A 14,313-nucleotide genomic window follows, 5' to 3' on the forward strand; every position below is an offset into this window, starting at 1 on the left:
GAGCGGCCGATCATTCCCTTACACCATCGTGCCGCGGGCGGTCTCGGCAGCCTGGCGGATGGCGGTGATGTTCGGCGCATAGGCCGCGGTGCCGCCCTTGAACACGGCCGAGCCGGCGACCAGCACGGTCGCGCCGGCGGCTGCGACCTGCGGGGCGGTGGCCGGCGTCACGCCGCCATCCACCTCGATGAGGATGTCGCGGCCGGCGATCATCTGGCGGATCTCGGCGATCTTCTCGACCTGGCTGCCGATGAACGCCTGGCCACCGAAGCCGGGATTGACCGTCATCACCACCACGAGATCGACAAGGTCGAGCACATGGGCGATGGCGGAAGCGGGGGTCGCCGGGTTCAGCGCGACGCCCGCCTTCTTGCCAAGGCCCCGGATCGCCTGGAGCGAGCGGTGGAGATGCGGGCCGGCCTCGGCATGGACCGAGATGACGTCGGCGCCGGCCTTGGCGAAGGCCTCCAGATAGGGATCGGCCGGGGTGATCATCAGGTGGACGTCGAAGACCTTGGCGGAATGGGGCCTGAGCGCCTTCACCACGTCGGGCCCGAAGGTGATGTTGGGGACGAAATGGCCGTCCATCACGTCGAGATGGATCCAGTCGGCGCCGGCTGCATCGGCGGCGCGGACCTCGTCGCCCAGCCGGGCGAAATCGGCGGCGAGAATCGACGGGGCGATGAGGATCGGGTTGGCCATGGCCGGCTCCGGGCGTAACGGGATGGGGCGGCGGGTAGCATGGCGCAAGGTGCGCGGGCAATGAGGAGCAGCCATCGCTTGCGGTGCAGCAAGCCTGCCTGCAATCTGTCGCCGCTTTCCCCGACCGACCTTGCAAGGCCCCGGCCCGTTCCATGACTGCTCTTCACGACGTTCTCGTTCTCGGCGCCGGCATGGTCGGCGTCTCGACGGCGCTGCATGCGCGGATGCGCGGGTTGCATGTGGTCCTGGTGGACCGCCGCCAGCCCGGCGAGGAGACGAGCTACGGCAATTCCGGTGTCATCGATGGCGGCAACCTCTTCCCCGTCGCCATGCCGCGCGACCTGCCGACGCTGTTCAAGCACGCACTCAACCGGCAGACCGCCTCGCACTACCACCTGTCGGCGCTGCCGCAGGTCGGACGCTGGATGTTCGACTACTGGCGCTGGTCGGCCCCCGACAAGCTGGAGGACACGGCGCGCGTCATGCGGCCCTTCTTCGCGCAGGCCGTGGCGTGCCATCGCGAGCTGATGGCGGTCGCGGGCGCCGAGCGCTACTTCCGCCAGACCGGCTGGCTGGAACTCTATCGCCGCCCGGAGAGCCTGGCAGCGCAGGATCGCCGGCTCGCCCTGTCGCGGGACTACGGCCTCGACAACGTCAAGCTGACCAAGGCCGAGACGCTGGAGCTTGAGCCGCACCTGAAGGGCGATTTCGCCGGCACGATCTGGTGCAAGGGCGCCGACACGGTGTCCAACCCCGGCGGCGTCACCAAGGCCTATGCCGAGGCCTTCTCGCGCGCCGGCGGGCGCTTCGTCATCGGCGATGCCATGACCGTGGAGAAGGTCGAGGGCGGCTACCAGGTGCAGACGGCCGAGGGGCCGATCATGGCGCGGCAGGTCGTCGTCGCGCTCGGCATCTGGTCCAAGGCGCTGGTGGCGAAGTTCGGCTATTCCGTGCCGCTCTCGGCGAAGCGCGGCTATCACCGCCACTACAAGGCCGCCGGCAATGCCTTCCTCAACCGCCAGGTCTGCGACGAGGATGTCGGCTATGTGCTCTGCCCGATGGAGCAGGGCATCCGCCTCACCACCGGCGTCGAGATCGCGTTGCCCGACGCGCCGGCAACCCCGGTCCAGGTCGAGCGCGCCTTTGCGCACGCCAAGGACCTGTTCGACCTCGGCGAGCCGGTCGAGGCCGAGCCCTGGATGGGCCGCCGCCCGGCAACGCCGGATTCGCGGCCCGTGATCGGCGCGGCGCCGCGCCACGAGGGCCTGTGGTTCGCCTTCGGCCACGGCCACTGGGGCTTCACGCTGGGGCCCGCCACCGGCAAGGCGCTCGCCAGCGCCATGCAGGGCGAGCCGCAGCCGCTGGACCTCTCGCCCTATCGCATCGACCGGTGGTGACGCCCATGAACGTGGTGATGCTGCTGTTCCCGCGCCTGACCCAGCTGGACCTGACCGGTCCCTTCGAGGTCTTCACGCGGTTCAAGGAACTGCAGGTCCACCTCGTCTGGAAGAGCCGCGACCCGGTGACCGACGCATCGGGCCTCAGGATCCTGCCCACGGCGACTTTTGCGGACTGTCCCCAGGCCGACATCCTCTTCGTTCCGGGCGGTCCGGGTCAGATCGCGCTCATGGAAGATGACGAGACGCTGGACTTCCTGCGGCGTCAGGCCGTTGGAGCCCGGTGGATCACCTCGGTCTGCACAGGGTCGCTGGTGCTGGCCGCCGCCGGGTTGCTGACGGGACACAAGGCGACCTGCCACTGGTCCTCCATCGACCAGTTGGCGCTGTTCGGTGTCGAGCCGGTCGCCAGGCGTGTCGTGATGGATGGCAACAGGGTCAGTGGCGCTGGCGTGACCTCGGGGATCGACTTCGGCCTGACACTCGCGTCGATCATTTTCGGCGAGGAGCGCGCCCGCCATGCGCAACTCTTCATGGAGTACGATCCGGAACCGCCTTTCACGGGCGGCAGCCCGGCCTCGGCTCCACCGGACATGGTGGCGGAGGCGCGCGAGCGGCTGAAGCCCTTCCTTGCGGAGAGGCTCGCGGTCACTGAACGCGCCGCCGCGGCCCTCAGGCGCTGATGTCGAGGAGCCGGGCGACCGGCCCGGCGGGAGCCTCGTCGCGCACGAGGCCTGCTAGGCGTCCCGTGAAGGTCACGGCAGGCTCCGGCACGCGGCCGCGCTCGCGGTCGAGTTTTTCCTGCTTCAGCGGATCGTGGGTCGGGTTCTCGGGGTCGAGCCCTCGCTTGGCGTTGCTGACGTCCGTGCAGTTTTCGCAGCGATAGCCGTTGACGATCTGGGTCATGGCGCGATCCGGCGGGAGACCTGTCCTCCCGACGGTTCGCGGCCGGAGCGGCGCCCGTTACGCGGCGGCGCCGCTTATGGTCAACGCCGCGTTAAGGCCGGCGCGGCTCAGACGGTGATGTCGAAGAGCCGCGCGGAGGGCATCACTGCGCTGGCATTGGGTGAGCGCGTGGCCTGCACGGCGGCAGCCTCCTCGGCGCGGCGCAGCTCGGCGATCTTGCCGTCATAGACCACGGCGGGCGTCTCGGCCTCCCGCGCTTCGGGCGCGGAGGAGCCCGCCTCGGCAGCGTTGCGGTTGTTGCGCTGGGCAGCCTCGTCCGCACGCCGGGACGCATCGATCCCTGCGGTATTGGCGCCTGCGGTCGCGCCGGTCGTGCTCACCATGGGTGACACCCTTCCTGGGAGCCCCCCGTCCATCGGCCAGAACATCACAAGCCGGCGGCAGGCGCGAGCCTTCGCTGAAGGGGTGGTGAAGCGCGGGTAAAGGCCGCCTCAGCCGAAGCGGTCCTTCCAGGCGGGCAGGGCGCCGGGGAAGGGCAGGGCGGTCGCCGCATGGACGCCGCGGGCGCAGGCCCGCGCCAGCACGGAAGCGGCGGTGAAGCCGATGGCCGCCATGTCGCGGGCATAGTCGGCGACGGGCACCGCGCCGGTGGCGGCGGCAAAGACCGTGTCCCCGTCGAGCGGGGTGTGGATCGGGCGGATGGCGCGGCCGAGCCCGTCCTGCGCCATGACCGCGAGATGGGTCGCCTGGCCCTTGTCGAGCACGGCATCGGTGACGACGAGGGCGATGGTGGTGTTCTCGGGACGGGCGCCCTTCAGCTTCAGGGCATGGGCATCGGCGGGGAAGGGATGGGGCAGGCCGCCGCCGCCGAACTCGTCGCCGACCTCGTCGGTCGCCGCCCAGAAATGGCCGGAGGAGCCGATGGTGGCGCTGCCCACGGCATTCACCACGACGATGGCGCCGACCCGGTGGCCGGAGGGTGAGATGGCCGAGGCAGAGCCGATGCCGCCCTTGAGGTCGGCGGTGGTGGCGCCGGTGCCGGCGCCGATGGTGCCGAGCGCCACGGGATCGGCGGTGGCGGCGGCCGCCGCCGCATAGCCGAGGTCGCGATAGGGCGAGAAGCGGCCCCAGGCCTTGTCCCCGCCAGAGAGCAGGTCGAAGACGATGGCGCCGGGCACGATGGGCACGCGCATCGGGCCGATGGCGAAGCCGCGGCCGTTTTCGGCGAGCCAGGCGCTCACCCCGCCGGGCGCATCGAGGCCGAAGGCCGAGCCGCCGGACAGCACCACCGCATCCACCGTCTGCACGGTCTTGTCGGGGCGCAGGAGCTCGGTGTCGCGGCTGCCCGGCGCGCCGCCGCGCACGTCCACGGCGCAGACGGCCGGCTCGTCGAAGATGATCGCGGTGGTGCCTGTGGCGCGGGCGAGATCGGTGGCGTGGCCGACCTTCAGGCCGGGAATGTCGGTGATCGTGTTGGATGCCATGCTCATCACGCGGCATCACGCCTCTGCGATTGGGCGAAGTCAACGCTTCCGTCCCGCGCCCCACCTATGTACAGGTCGCGGCCACAGGTCATGCGGCACGGGCCGCAAGCGGGGCGGAAACCGGAATGCCTGACGTCACCCTCACGGCAGCCCTCCTGGCGGGGCTGGTGAGTTTCCTGTCACCCTGCGTGCTGCCGCTGGTGCCGCCCTATCTCGTCTATCTGACGGGCGCGACGCTCGACGACTTGTCGGACAGCGAGGCGGATCCGTCCCTCGTGCGCCGCTCGGTGCTGCTGGCGCTGGTCTTCGTCGCGGGCTTCTCGACCGTCTTCGTGATGATGGGCGCCTCGGCCTCGCTCATCGGCGCCTATATCCGGATGTATTCGGTGACCCTGTCGATGGTGGCGGGTGTCGCGATCATCGTCATGGGCCTGCATTTCCTCGGGCTGTTTCGCATCCCGCTGCTCTACCGGCAGGCCAAGATCGACATGGCCCCGCCCAAGGCTGGCCCTGCGGGCGCCTATGTGATGGGCCTCGCCTTCGCCTTCGGCTGGACGCCCTGCATCGGCCCGGTGCTGGCGGCGATCCTCGCGGTCGCGGCCTCGGAGATGACGGTGCACAAGGGCGCGGGGCTGCTCGCCGTCTATTCGATGGGCCTCGGCATTCCCTTCGTGCTCGCGGCCTTCGCCATCAAGCCTTTCCTGCGCTTCGCCGCCGCCATGCGCGGGCGCCTCAGGGCGGTGGAGATGGTGATGGGCGGCCTGCTGGTGCTGACCGGCCTCGCCTTCCTCACGGGCAAGATGACCAGCGTCGCCTTCTGGCTGCTCGAGACCTTCCCCGTTCTCTCCAGCTTCGGCTGACCGCCCTCAGGGGCGCGGCCCCATGAGGCGGCGGAAGCGGACGATGTCGTTCGCCACCAGCGGCGTGACCGCCTCCGGCGCGCGCTCGTCCATGCCGGGCGCCGAGGCCATGAGTTCGGCATAGCGCGCCTTCAATTCAGGGCTCTCCAGCGCCTCGGCAATGGCGCGGTTGAGCCGGCCGATCACTGCCGGCGGCGTGCCGGCAGGCGCGAAGAGGGCGTTCCAGTTCTGCATCTGGAAGGCGGGGAGCCCGGCCTCGGCGGCGGTCGGTACCCCCTCGAGACCCGGTACCCGCGACGGCGAGGCGACCGCGAGGCCGCGGATGCGGCCGGCATTGATCGCCTGCCCGACCGAGGTGGCCGCATCGCAGACGCCGTCGACATGGCCGCCCATGAGGTCGTTGAGGGCGGGGCCGGCGCCGCGATAGCTCACCAGCGTCACGTCGACGCCCGCCGCTTCCATGAAGGCGCGGCAGATCAGGTAGTTCTGCGAACCGACGCCGGCATGGCCGAGCCTGATCGTCCCGGGCTTCGCCTTGGCCTCGGCGACGAGGGCGGCAAGGGTCGTCGCGGGATGGTCGGCGCGCAGCGCGATCATCGAGTTGGTCTTGGCGATGAGCCCGATGGGGGCGAAGCTCTCCGGCGTGTAGCGGATGTCGGGATAGATCGCATAGGCCGCGGCATTGGTGCCGGAATTGCCGATGAAGATGGTGTAGCCGTCGGGCGCTGCGCGGGCTGCGCGGGCGAGCGCCACGGTGCCGCCGGCCCCGCCGACATTCTCGTGGATGATGCGCTGGCCGAGCGAACGCGCCATGGCCTCGGCGACGATGCGGGCGATGACGTCCGAGGTGCCGCCGGCGGCGAAGGGCACGATCATGGTGATGGGGCGGGCGGGATAGGCCTCCTCGGCGCGGGCGGGCAGGGCTGCCGCGAGCGTCAGGGCGAGGAGGGCGGCAATCGGCGTGAAGCGCGGCATGGGAGCATCCGTGAAGCAAAAACCCGCCCGGTGACCCGGGCGGGTTTCGATGGGGCGGGCGATGAGCCGGCCTCAGTTCGTGGTGGTGTTCTCGAAGTAGGAGATCTTCCCGTCCGGACCGGCGCGCCAGGTGTAGGTCACGTAGTCGGCACGGGTGATGTCGCCCTTCTTGTCATAGGAGATGTCGCCGATGACCGTCTTGAAGACGTGGCCGGTGCGCATGAACTCGGCGATCTTCTTGGGGTCGAGCGAATTGGTGGCGACCGCCGCCTGCTGGAAGATCTGCACGGCGGCGTAGCTGTAGAGCGTGTAGGCCTGCGGCTCGAAGCGACGGGCGGTGCGGAACTTCTCGACGATGGCGCGCGCCTCCGGACGGTTGCGCGGGTCCGGCGGGAAGGTCATGAGCGTGCCCACGGCGCCGGGGCCGGCGATGGAGGCGAACTCGTTGTCGGCGATACCGTCGCCCGACATCATCGGCGCGGTGACGCCCTGGTCGCGCATCTGGCGGACGATGAGGCCGCCCTCGGTGTGCAGGCCACCCCAGTAGACGATGTCGACATTGGCGGCCTTCAGCTTGGAGATGAGGGCCGAGAAGTCCTTCTCGCCGGTGTTGACGCCTTCGTAGATGACCTCCTTGAGGCCGGCGGCGTTCATCGCCTTCTGCGTCTCGTCAGCGAGACCCTTCCCGTAGGTGGTCTTGTCATGGACGATGGCGACGCGCTTGCCCGCATAGTTGCGGACGAGATAGGCGGCGGCGACGGCGCCCTGCTGGTCGTCACGGCCGCAGGTGCGGAAGGCGTTCCACAGGCCGCGCTCGGTGATGCGCGGGTTGGTGGCCGAGGGGGTGATGAAGACCGCGCCGTTCTCGGCGTAGACCTCGGAGGCGGGCATGGTCACGCCGGAGTTGAAGTGACCGACGATGAAGCGCACGCCGTCGCCGATGAACTTGTTGGCGACGCTGACGCCCTGGCGGGGGTCGGAGACGTCGTCACCGATGGACAGCGTGATGCGCTGGCCGAGGATGCCGCCGGCGGCGTTGATGTCTTCCACCGCCTGCTCGACGCCGTTACGCAGCTGGGCACCGAACGAGGCGTTCGGACCGGTGATCGGGCCGGCGACACCGAGGCGGATCTGCGCATGGGCGGGAACCGCCAGCGCGAGACCGAGGCCGAGCGTCAGCCCGGCGAGGAGTTTGGTCTTCATGTCTCATCCTTCCCTTGAGGGGTCACGAGGGGCACGAACCTTCGCGGAGGACGGCGAAGCCGCCCTTGGAAGGGATCGAACACCCTTTCGTGCGACTTGTCAGCCCATCCGAAGGCTCCTGATGCGACATCAGGTTTTGTCCGGAGGGGAGGACAGCGGGACCGGCCGTTCTGCCCAGGTGAGCGGGCCGGTGCGTTCGTAGAGCCACCAGTACTGGTGCGCCATCTGGGCGGCGCGGGTGGCGCGGAAGGAGAGCAGGCCGATCGCCATGACGATCGTCGTGTCGACGAGGTAGTAGCGCAGCGACAGCAGCGTGCCCTCGAACAGGGCGAAATGGGCGAAGCGCACGCCGAGGCCGAGGATCAGGAGATAGGCGACCGTCTCGGGGATGCCGCGCCAGGTCTGGGCGCAGGCGCGGCCGGTCATGATGGCGAGCCAGCCGCCGAGGATCAGCGTCACCAGCGCGAACAGCCAGATGGACGGTTCCTCGTAGAGGATGCCCTGCATCAGTGCCGCCCTCCCTCGAGATAGGCGGCGCGGACTTCCTCGCGGGCAAGGAGCTCCTGGCCGGTGCCGGACATGGTGACGCTGCCGTTGACCAGCACATAGCCGCGATGGGCGAGTTTCAGCGCGTGATATGCGTTCTGCTCGACGAGGAAGACGGTGAGGCCCTCCTGGCGGTTGAGCTCGCGGATGGCGTTGAAGATGCCGGCAACGATGAGCGGGGCGAGGCCGAGCGAGGGCTCGTCGAGGAGCAGCAGCTTCGGACGGCTCATCAGGGCGCGGGCGATGGCCAGCATCTGCTGCTCGCCGCCCGACAGCGTGCCGCCGCGCTGGTCGCGCCGCTCCTTCAGCCGGGGAAAGAGGGTGAAGACCTTGTCGAGGTCGTCGGCGAAGAAGGCCGGATCGGTGAGGGAGGCCCCCATCTGGAGGTTCTCGTAGACCGACATGCGCGGGAAGATGCGGCGGCCCTCGGGCGACTGGGCGATGCCCATCCGCATGATCTGGTGCGTCTCGAGCCGGGTGATGTCGCGGCCGTCATAGACGATCTGGCCGCGGCGGGCCTGCGGGCTGCCGCAGATGGTCATCATCAGCGTCGACTTGCCCGCGCCGTTGGCGCCGATCAGCGTGACGATCTCGCCCTGCGCGACATCGATGTCGATGCCTTTCAGGGCCTGGATCGAGCCGTAGAAGGTCTCGACGCCGCGGGCGGTGAGGAGCGCGGTCACAGGCCCACCTCCGCTTCCACCTTCTCGACCTCGCTGTCGTCGACACCGAGATAAGCGGCGATGACCTTGGGGTCCTCGCGGACCTGGCCGGGCGTGCCGTCGGAGATCTTGGTGCCGTAGTCGAGCACGACCACGTGGTCGGAAATCTCCATGACCACGCTCATGTCATGCTCGATGAGGAGCAGCGAGGTGCCGTGCTCGCGGCGGATGAAGCGCAGGAGTTCGTTGAGGACGAGGCTCTCGCGCGGATTGAGGCCGGCGGCCGGCTCGTCGAGGCAGAGGAGCTCGGGCTCGGTGCACATGGCGCGGGCGATTTCCAGCGCCCGCTGCGGCCCATAGGCGAGGTCGCCGGCCGGATCGTCGGCGCGGTCGATGAGGCCGCACTTGTCCAGCCAGTAGGCGGCCTTCTGGATCGCCTGTTTCTCCGCCCGCCAGTAGGAGGGCAGGCCCAGAATGCCGCTGATGGACCAGCCGGAGGCCGCCATGAGCGGGTTGTGCTGGGCGACGAGCAGGTTCTCCAGCACGGTCATGCCGGAGAACAGGCGGATGTTCTGGAAGGTGCGGGCGACCTTCGCCGTGCGGGCGATGCGGAAATCCGGCAGGCGCTCGAGGAAGAACTCGTCGCCGGCCTTCTGGCGCATGACGATGCGGCCCTGCGTCGGCTTGTAGAAGCCGGTGATGCAGTTGAACACCGTGGTCTTGCCGGCGCCGTTGGGGCCGATGACGGCGGTGATGTCGCCGCGGCGGGCCTCGAAGGACAGGTCGTTGACGGCGACGAGGCCGCCGAAGCGCATCGTCAGGTGCTCGACCGAGAGGATGGCGTCGCTCATCCGTGGCCCTCCTTCACGAGGGAGCCGGACACCGCCTGGCGCCGCTTGAGGAAGGCGGTGGGCATGCGGGTCGAGACGAAGCCGCGCGGCTTCCAGACCATGATGACCACCATGGCGAAGCCGAAGATGAGCATGCGGTACTGGGCGGGATCGAATTGCGGACCGAAGATCGCCTTCGTCCATTCGAGTTCGCGCAGCAGCTCGGTTCCGCCAATCATGGCCACGGCGGCGATGGCGGTGCCGATCAGCGAGCCCATGCCGCCAAGCACGACGATGGCGAGGATCACCGCCGATTCCATGAAGGTGAAGCTCTCGGGCGAGATGAAGCCCTGGCGCGCGGCGAAGAAGGACCCGGCGAAGCCGCCGAACATGGCGCCGATGGCGAAGGCGGTGAGCTTGGTGTTGACCGTGTTGATGCCGAGCGAGCGACAGGCGATCTCGTCCTCGCGCAGCGCCTCCCAGGCGCGCCCGACGGGCAGGCGGCGCAGGCGGTTCGACACCCAGGCGGTGAGAAGGGCGAGGCAGACGATCACGTAGTAGAGGAAGATCGTGCGGTGGACCGGCGAGAATTCGAAGCCGAACCGCGCGGCGAAGCCTGAATCCGAGGCGTTGAAGGGCACGCCGAAGAAGGTGGGCCGCGGGATCGTCGAGATGCCCTCGTAGCCGTTGGAGAAATCGGTCCAGTTGATGAGGACGAGGCGGATGATCTCGCCGAAGGCCAGGGTCACGATGGCGAGATAGTCGCCGCGCAATCGCAAGACCGGAAAGCCCAGCAGCACGCCCCAGAAGGCCGCGAGGATGCCGGCGATGGGCAGGCAGATCCAGAAGGCCCAGACGCCGAGGCCGGGGAAGGTGGCCGGGATCACCTTGGTGGCGATCAGCGCATAGGCATAGGCGCCGACGGCATAGAAGGCGACGTAGCCGAGGTCGAGGAGGCCGGCGAGGCCGACGACGATGTTCAGGCCCCAGGCCAGCATCACGTAGATGAGGATCTGGATGCCGAAATTGTCGATCCATTTCAGCGCGCCGCCGCCGCCGGTGAGCGACAGGATCATCATCGGATAGACGAAGAGGGCGACGAGGGCGGCGGGCGGCAGGCCACGGCTCACCACCGCCGGCAGCGTGATGGCCACGCGGGCGGGCCTGGGCTCGCTGGACCGGGTGTAGCTCCAAAAGGACAGGAGGAAGCGGCCCGCCCAGACGATCAGCACGACGATGGCGAGCAGGTCCCAGCGCGGCTCGACGATCAGCCGGTTCTGCATGTCCTGCGTCGTCTTGAAGGCGAGCAGGGGGCCGAAGACGCCGGCGGCGACGAGGGCGGCGAAGAGCGCGTCCTTCATGGCGCGCGCCACGGCCGAAGGGGCGGCGGGGGCGGTGTCCGTCACGCTGGTCACGGCGTCAGACCTTCTCGACGTCGGGCCGGCCGAGAATGCCCTGGGGCATGAAGATCAGCACGATCGCGAGGATGGAGAAGGCGGCGACGTCCTTGTACTCGACCGAGAAATAGGCCGACCAGAAGGTCTCGATGAGGCCGATGAGCAGGCCGCCGAGCACCGCGCCGGGCAGCGATCCGATGCCGCCGAGCACCGCCGCGGTGAAGGCCTTCACGCCCGGCGTGAAGCCGTCGGAGAAGTTCACCACGCCGTAATAGACGAGGTAGAGCGTGCCAGCGACGGCGGCGAGCGCCGCGCCCATGACGAAGGTGATGGAGATGGTGCGGTCGACATCGACGCCGAGGAGGGCCGCCATCTTGCGGTCCTGCTCGCAGGCGCGCTGGGCGCGGCCGAGCGGCGTCTTGGTGACGACCCACCAGAAGATGGCGAGCAGCCCCGCGGTCACCACCATGATGAGGATCTGCTTGTAGGACAGCGTCACCTGGTAGCCGCCGGCGGCGGAGAGGACGAAGACGTTGTTGAGGATCGGGTCGATGGCCTTGTTGCGGGGGCCCTGGGCCACCTGCACGAAGTTCGACAGCACGATCGACATGCCGATGGCCGAGATCAGCGGGGCGAGGCGGAAGGAGCCGCGCAGGGGCCGGTAGGCGACGCGCTCGATGGTCCAGCTGATCAGCGAGGTGAAGACCATGGCGATGATCAGCACGATCAGCAGCGCGAGGAGGATGGAGCTGACGCCGAGCCAGGTGGTGAGCACCATCAGCGCGATCAGCGCGATGAAGGTGGAGACCATGAAGACATCGCCATGGGAGAAGTTCACCATGCCGATGATGCCGAAGACCATCGTGTAGCCGATGGCGATGAGACCGTAGATCGATCCCAGGGTCACGCCATTGATCAGCTGCTGGAAGAAGACTTCCATGCCGCCACCTTCCCAACTATCCCCTCCGGCGCGCGGGAACGCGCCGTGCCGATCGGGGGGCGGGCTGCCGCGTTATTGGGCGGTCTCGTCCGATCCGTCGACGACCTATCGGTAGCAAGCGCGTCGATAAGTCACAATGGTGCGGTGCCCATTATTCACACGGTGCGCTCCGGGTATCCGGGGGCCAGATCTCAACCTTAATCACCGAGAGTTCAGCCAGCGCCATTGGCCGCGGCGGTCCGACGGTCCTATATGGTTCGCCTGACAAAGGATTTTGCCATGGATGGCGGAACCGTTCGCTCGATGATCCCCGGCGTTCTCGCGGCCACTTCACAGGCCTATCGCGACGGGATGGCCCATGTGGCCGGCCACGTCCATGTCGTGACGACGGCAGGCGCCGCCGGCACCAGCGGCTTCACGGCCATCGCCGTGGCGTCCGTTTCCGACGATCCGCCCATGCTGCTCGTCTGCCTCAACCGCAAATCCGCCAATGGCGACCTGATCGGCCGCAACGGCGTCTTCTCCGTCAACGCCCTGCCTTCGGGAGCCGAGGACCTGGCCGAGACCTTCGCGGGACGGCGCGGCCTTGCCGGCGCCGAGCGATTCCGCGAGGGCTCGTGGACGCCACTTGTCACCGGCTCGCCGACGCTGGACACGGCGCTCGTCAGCTTCGACTGCCGGGTCGAGGAGATGCGGCCCATGGCGACGCACCACATCCTCATCGGCCGCGTCGAGGCCGTGCGCATCGGCCCGGCCGGGGCGGCGCTCGCCTATTTCGACCGGGCCTATCGGCCGATCCCGCGCTGAGCGGGCAGGCGGCCGTGGCCGCCGCTGTCATCTGAACACCGTGCGGTCCGTTCCCTCGGTCCGTCATGCCCGGGCTCGTCCCGGGCATCCACGTCTTGACCACCGCCCTCCACGATAGTCGTGGATGCCCGGCACAAGGCCGGGCATGACGCGGAAAGGGCAGGGATTGATCCGGTTCTGGCGGTGTTCGATCAGGTCTTGATCCCAAGCTCGGCGAAGACCTCCTTCGCCTCCTTCATCGCCGTGTTGGCGGCGGGGACGCCGGCATAGACGGCGATCTGAAGGATCACCTCCTTGATGTCGTCGGTGGTGACGCCGTTCGAGAAGGAGGCGCGGCAGTGGAGGCGGAATTCCTCCCAGCGCCCCAGCGAGGCGGTGATGGCAAGGACGAGGAAGCTCCGCGTCTTCCGCTCCAGGCCCGGCCGGGTCCAGATCTCGCCCCAGGCATAGCGGGTGATGAAGTCCTGGAACTCGCCGGAGAAGCCGTCGCGGCCGGCCAGCGAGCGGTCGACATGGGCATCGCCGAGGACGGCGCGGCGCACGGCGAGGCCTTTGTCGAAGCGGTCTTTTTCATCCATGGCGATGGTCCTTTCAGGGGTATGGCCGCGTGGCAGACAGGAAGTGCGTCCTTCGAGGCTCGCTCGCTTCGCTCGCTCGCACCTCAGGATGAGGAAGGTCGAGACTGGCACGCTGGCCGAGCAGGTCCCGCCATGCAGGACACCGAAGTCCTCATCCTGAGGTGCGAGTGAGCGAAGCGAGCGAGCCTCGAAGGACGCACTTGAGCGATGCAGGGCCTTAGTGCTTCAGGAAGCCCAGCACCGTGTCGGTGAAAGCCAGCTCCTGCTCGATATTGGAGAGGTGCGCGGCGTCGAGCTCGACATAGCGCGCGCCGGGAATGGCTTCCGCCATCTCGCGGCCGCGGGCGGCCGGGGTCGAGCCGTCATGGGTGCCGGAGATGACGAGCGTCGGCAGGCGGATGGAGCGGATCGCCTCGCGCTGGTCCATGTCGCGGATGGCGGCGGAGCAGGCGGCATAGCCCTCGGGCGGGGTCGTTTCCAGCATCTCGACCACGCGCGCCACGGCCTTCGGGGCGGCTTCTTGAAAGCGCTTGGTGAACCAGCGGTCGACGATGGAGGGGATCAGCGGCTTCAGGCCGTCGCGCTTCACCGTGGCGATGCGCTGGTTCCACATGTCGGCGGTCGGCATGCCCGCCGCCGTGTTGCAGAGAACGAGGCGGGTGAAGCGGTCGGCATGGTGGACGCCGGCCCACATGCCGCTCATGCCGCCCATGGAGAGGCCGCACCAGTCGGCCTTGGCGATGTTCAAGTGGTCGAGCAGTTCCACCGCGTCGCGGGTGAGCCGGGCAAAGCTGGTGGGTCCGACGCGCAATTCGCTCTCGCCATGGCCGCGCTTGTCATAGCGCACGACCCGGAAGGCATCGGTGAAGGCGGTCATCTGCGGCTGCCACATCTCCAGCCGCGTGCCGAGCGAGTTGGAGAGCAGGAGGACGGGTTTGGTCCCGCCGGTGTCCTCGTAGCGCAGGGACAATCCGTCCGAGGTGGTGAAGCGGGGCATGGTCGTCTCTCTCAGGCGTCGGTCGTGCG

General features: G+C 68.7%; 17 protein-coding genes. 4 read left to right on the plus strand and 13 right to left on the minus strand.

The features are described from left to right. Window positions 1–18: 18 nt before the first annotated feature. Window positions 19–702 carry a ribulose-phosphate 3-epimerase gene (rpe, locus tag C8P69_RS17360; protein ID WP_108178697.1) on the minus strand — a complete coding sequence of 228 codons (684 nt, stop codon included), beginning with the start codon at window positions 700–702 and terminating at the stop codon, window positions 19–21. Between the two features lie 152 nt (window positions 703–854). Between rpe and C8P69_RS17365 the strand changes: the two genes are divergently transcribed. Both C8P69_RS17365 and C8P69_RS17370 read left to right on the plus strand, forming a co-directional pair. Next, the gene (locus tag C8P69_RS17365; RefSeq protein ID WP_108178698.1) at window positions 855–2,099 is read left to right on the plus strand and encodes an NAD(P)/FAD-dependent oxidoreductase; all 1,245 of its coding nucleotides are present in this window, start codon (window positions 855–857) and stop codon (window positions 2,097–2,099) included. A gap of 5 nt (window positions 2,100–2,104) precedes the next feature. After that, window positions 2,105–2,782 carry a DJ-1/PfpI family protein gene (locus C8P69_RS17370; protein WP_245902106.1) on the plus strand — a complete coding sequence of 226 codons (678 nt, stop codon included), beginning with the start codon at window positions 2,105–2,107 and terminating at the stop codon, window positions 2,780–2,782. Here the strand turns inward: C8P69_RS17370 and C8P69_RS17375 are convergent. From C8P69_RS17375 to C8P69_RS17385, 3 genes are all read right to left on the minus strand, one after another. Continuing rightward, complete coding sequence (locus C8P69_RS17375) at window positions 2,772–3,005, minus strand: hypothetical protein (RefSeq protein ID WP_108178700.1); 234 nt, start codon at window positions 3,003–3,005, stop codon at window positions 2,772–2,774. The two genes, C8P69_RS17370 and C8P69_RS17375, sit on opposite strands and share 11 nt — an antisense overlap. A 107-nt stretch (window positions 3,006–3,112) precedes the next feature. Next, the gene (locus C8P69_RS17380; protein ID WP_108178701.1) at window positions 3,113–3,388 is read right to left on the minus strand and encodes a hypothetical protein; all 276 of its coding nucleotides are present in this window, start codon (window positions 3,386–3,388) and stop codon (window positions 3,113–3,115) included. A gap of 108 nt (window positions 3,389–3,496) precedes the next feature. Beyond that, the gene (locus tag C8P69_RS17385) at window positions 3,497–4,489 is read right to left on the minus strand and encodes a P1 family peptidase (protein WP_108178812.1); all 993 of its coding nucleotides are present in this window, start codon (window positions 4,487–4,489) and stop codon (window positions 3,497–3,499) included. Window positions 4,490–4,614: 125 nt separating this feature from the next. Here C8P69_RS17385 and C8P69_RS17390 point away from each other — a divergent pair, with 125 nt between their 5' ends. Then, a complete protein-coding gene (locus tag C8P69_RS17390; RefSeq protein ID WP_108178702.1) occupies window positions 4,615–5,349 on the plus strand; it encodes a cytochrome c biogenesis CcdA family protein in 735 nt (244 codons plus the stop codon). A gap of 6 nt (window positions 5,350–5,355) precedes the next feature. Here the strand turns inward: C8P69_RS17390 and C8P69_RS17395 are convergent, their stop codons facing one another. The 7 genes from C8P69_RS17395 to C8P69_RS17425 all read right to left on the minus strand — a co-directional run bounded on the left by C8P69_RS17395 (window position 5,356) and on the right by C8P69_RS17425 (window position 11,902). Further along, on the minus strand, window positions 5,356–6,324 hold the full coding sequence (locus C8P69_RS17395) for a tripartite tricarboxylate transporter substrate-binding protein (RefSeq protein ID WP_108178703.1): 969 nt from the start codon (window positions 6,322–6,324) through the stop codon (window positions 5,356–5,358). A 72-nt stretch (window positions 6,325–6,396) separates the two neighbouring features. After that, window positions 6,397–7,527 (minus strand): branched-chain amino acid ABC transporter substrate-binding protein, encoded by a 1,131-nt coding sequence (locus tag C8P69_RS17400; protein WP_108178704.1) that lies wholly within the window; start codon window positions 7,525–7,527, stop codon window positions 6,397–6,399. Window positions 7,528–7,656: 129 nt separating this feature from the next. Continuing rightward, window positions 7,657–8,034, minus strand: a complete 378-nt coding sequence (locus C8P69_RS17405; RefSeq protein WP_108178705.1) for a DUF6867 family protein — start codon at window positions 8,032–8,034, stop codon at window positions 7,657–7,659. Beyond that, a complete protein-coding gene (locus C8P69_RS17410) occupies window positions 8,034–8,756 on the minus strand; it encodes an ABC transporter ATP-binding protein (RefSeq protein ID WP_108178706.1) in 723 nt (240 codons plus the stop codon). Before C8P69_RS17410 ends, C8P69_RS17405 begins: the two co-directional genes overlap by 1 nt. Beyond that, window positions 8,753–9,586, minus strand: a complete 834-nt coding sequence (locus C8P69_RS17415) for an ABC transporter ATP-binding protein (RefSeq protein ID WP_108178707.1) — start codon at window positions 9,584–9,586, stop codon at window positions 8,753–8,755. Before C8P69_RS17415 ends, C8P69_RS17410 begins: the two co-directional genes overlap by 4 nt. Then, a complete protein-coding gene (gene livM, locus C8P69_RS17420) occupies window positions 9,583–10,926 on the minus strand; it encodes a high-affinity branched-chain amino acid ABC transporter permease LivM (RefSeq protein ID WP_108178813.1) in 1,344 nt (447 codons plus the stop codon). The genes C8P69_RS17415 and livM overlap by 4 nt, the downstream gene beginning before the upstream one ends. A 58-nt stretch (window positions 10,927–10,984) precedes the next feature. Continuing rightward, a complete protein-coding gene (locus C8P69_RS17425; protein WP_108178708.1) occupies window positions 10,985–11,902 on the minus strand; it encodes an ABC transporter permease subunit in 918 nt (305 codons plus the stop codon). Between the two features lie 279 nt (window positions 11,903–12,181). Between C8P69_RS17425 and C8P69_RS17430 the strand changes: the two genes are divergently transcribed. Next, window positions 12,182–12,709: a flavin reductase family protein gene (locus C8P69_RS17430; protein ID WP_245902107.1), complete on the plus strand. Its 528-nt coding sequence runs from the start codon at window positions 12,182–12,184 to the stop codon at window positions 12,707–12,709. 191 nt (window positions 12,710–12,900) lie between these two features. On the opposite strand, the gene pcaC is transcribed toward C8P69_RS17430, so the two are convergent. Next, window positions 12,901–13,287, minus strand: a complete 387-nt coding sequence (gene pcaC / locus C8P69_RS17435) for a 4-carboxymuconolactone decarboxylase (protein WP_108178709.1) — start codon at window positions 13,285–13,287, stop codon at window positions 12,901–12,903. Between the two features lie 217 nt (window positions 13,288–13,504). Then, a complete protein-coding gene (pcaD, locus tag C8P69_RS17440) occupies window positions 13,505–14,284 on the minus strand; it encodes a 3-oxoadipate enol-lactonase (protein WP_108178710.1) in 780 nt (259 codons plus the stop codon). Window positions 14,285–14,313 lie beyond the last annotated feature (29 nt).

The organism is Phreatobacter oligotrophus, assembly GCF_003046185.1.
Classification (GTDB): Bacteria; Pseudomonadota; Alphaproteobacteria; order Rhizobiales; family Phreatobacteraceae; genus Phreatobacter; species Phreatobacter oligotrophus.

Excerpts from the sequence above, each read along its gene's own strand:
- rpe (WP_108178697.1), bottom strand. The coding sequence starts at position 702 with ATGGCCAACCCGATCCTCATCGCCCCGTCGATTCTCGCCGCCGATTTC.
- C8P69_RS17365 (WP_108178698.1), top strand. The coding sequence starts at position 855 with ATGACTGCTCTTCACGACGTTCTCGTTCTCGGCGCCGGCATGGTCGGC.
- C8P69_RS17370 (WP_245902106.1), top strand. The coding sequence starts at position 2,105 with ATGAACGTGGTGATGCTGCTGTTCCCGCGCCTGACCCAGCTGGACCTG.
- C8P69_RS17375 (WP_108178700.1), bottom strand. The coding sequence starts at position 3,005 with ATGACCCAGATCGTCAACGGCTATCGCTGCGAAAACTGCACGGACGTC.
- C8P69_RS17380 (WP_108178701.1), bottom strand. The coding sequence starts at position 3,388 with ATGGTGAGCACGACCGGCGCGACCGCAGGCGCCAATACCGCAGGGATC.
- C8P69_RS17385 (WP_108178812.1), bottom strand. The coding sequence starts at position 4,489 with ATGGCATCCAACACGATCACCGACATTCCCGGCCTGAAGGTCGGCCAC.
- C8P69_RS17390 (WP_108178702.1), top strand. The coding sequence starts at position 4,615 with ATGCCTGACGTCACCCTCACGGCAGCCCTCCTGGCGGGGCTGGTGAGT.
- C8P69_RS17395 (WP_108178703.1), bottom strand. The coding sequence starts at position 6,324 with ATGCCGCGCTTCACGCCGATTGCCGCCCTCCTCGCCCTGACGCTCGCG.
- C8P69_RS17400 (WP_108178704.1), bottom strand. The coding sequence starts at position 7,527 with ATGAAGACCAAACTCCTCGCCGGGCTGACGCTCGGCCTCGGTCTCGCG.
- C8P69_RS17405 (WP_108178705.1), bottom strand. The coding sequence starts at position 8,034 with ATGCAGGGCATCCTCTACGAGGAACCGTCCATCTGGCTGTTCGCGCTG.
- C8P69_RS17415 (WP_108178707.1), bottom strand. The coding sequence starts at position 9,586 with ATGAGCGACGCCATCCTCTCGGTCGAGCACCTGACGATGCGCTTCGGC.
- livM (WP_108178813.1), bottom strand. The coding sequence starts at position 10,926 with ATGAAGGACGCGCTCTTCGCCGCCCTCGTCGCCGCCGGCGTCTTCGGC.
- C8P69_RS17425 (WP_108178708.1), bottom strand. The coding sequence starts at position 11,902 with ATGGAAGTCTTCTTCCAGCAGCTGATCAATGGCGTGACCCTGGGATCG.
- C8P69_RS17430 (WP_245902107.1), top strand. The coding sequence starts at position 12,182 with ATGGATGGCGGAACCGTTCGCTCGATGATCCCCGGCGTTCTCGCGGCC.
- pcaC (WP_108178709.1), bottom strand. The coding sequence starts at position 13,287 with ATGGATGAAAAAGACCGCTTCGACAAAGGCCTCGCCGTGCGCCGCGCC.
- pcaD (WP_108178710.1), bottom strand. The coding sequence starts at position 14,284 with ATGCCCCGCTTCACCACCTCGGACGGATTGTCCCTGCGCTACGAGGAC.